Here is a 980-nt window from a genome sequence, read left to right on the forward strand (position 1 = left end):
GACTTATCCCGTGAGCTCTGTCGCTAGAAAGAGAAAACGACAGATCGAAGTAATCCTACTTTACTTGTGTCTGTAAAACGAACGGTCTGATAGAACTGGACTCTGTCACGTATTGACTAGATGAAGGTTCACCAATATAAGATGTCCCTCAGGCACCAAAACAAGAAAGGAATAGGCACATGTCAAAATTGCTAGATAAGATAGTATCACGCGAAAATATGCTGGAAGCTTACAATCAAGTAAAATCCAATAAAGGCTCAGCTGGGATTGATGGAATGACTATCGAAGAGATGGATGACTATCTCAGACAAAACTGGCGCTTGACTAAGGAGCTGATAAAACAGAGAAAATACAAACCTCAATCAGTCCTGCGAGTTGAAATCCCCCAACCCAATGGAGGTGTCCTTCAGCTTGGGATTCCGACAGTGATGGATAGGATAATCCAACAAGCCATTGTCCAAGCTCTTAGAGTACTTAAATGACGGCTATGAGTGGATAGTGGATATAGACCTAGAGAAATTTTTCGATAGGGTTCCTCAAGATAGATTGATGTCCTTAGTACATAATATGATCGAAGACGGAGATAGGGAATCCTTGATTCGTAAGTATCTTCATTCAGGTGTTATCATTAACGGTCGGCGTCATAAAACGCTAGTTGGTACACCACAGGGAGGAAATGTATCTCCTCTCTTATCTAATATCATGCTTAATGAATTGGACAAGGAATTAGAAAAGAGGGGACTTCGATTTGTGCGCTACGCAGATGATTGTGTGATGATGGTCGGAAGCGAGGCAGCCGCTAAGCGTGTGATGTATTCAGTTAGTCGTTTTATTGAGAAACGGCTAGGTTTGAAAGTATAGTAAAATGAAATAAGAATAGGACAAACCGATCAGGACAGTCAAATCGATTTCTAACAATGTTTTAGAAGTAGAGGTGTACTATTCTAGTTTCAATCTACTATAATTTGAAGGGGAATACC

1 pseudogene is annotated in these 980 nt (G+C 40.5%); it reads left to right on the forward strand.

Going from position 1 to position 980, the window contains the following annotated elements:
• Positions 1-179: 179 nt before the first annotated feature.
• Positions 180-858, forward strand: a pseudogene (locus HT691_RS06860) (reverse transcriptase domain-containing protein); the annotation flags it as partial.
• Positions 859-980 lie beyond the last annotated feature (122 nt).

The organism is Streptococcus sp. 477 (assembly GCF_013277295.1).
In the GTDB taxonomy this organism is placed as follows: Bacteria; Bacillota; Bacilli; order Lactobacillales; family Streptococcaceae; genus Streptococcus; species Streptococcus pseudopneumoniae.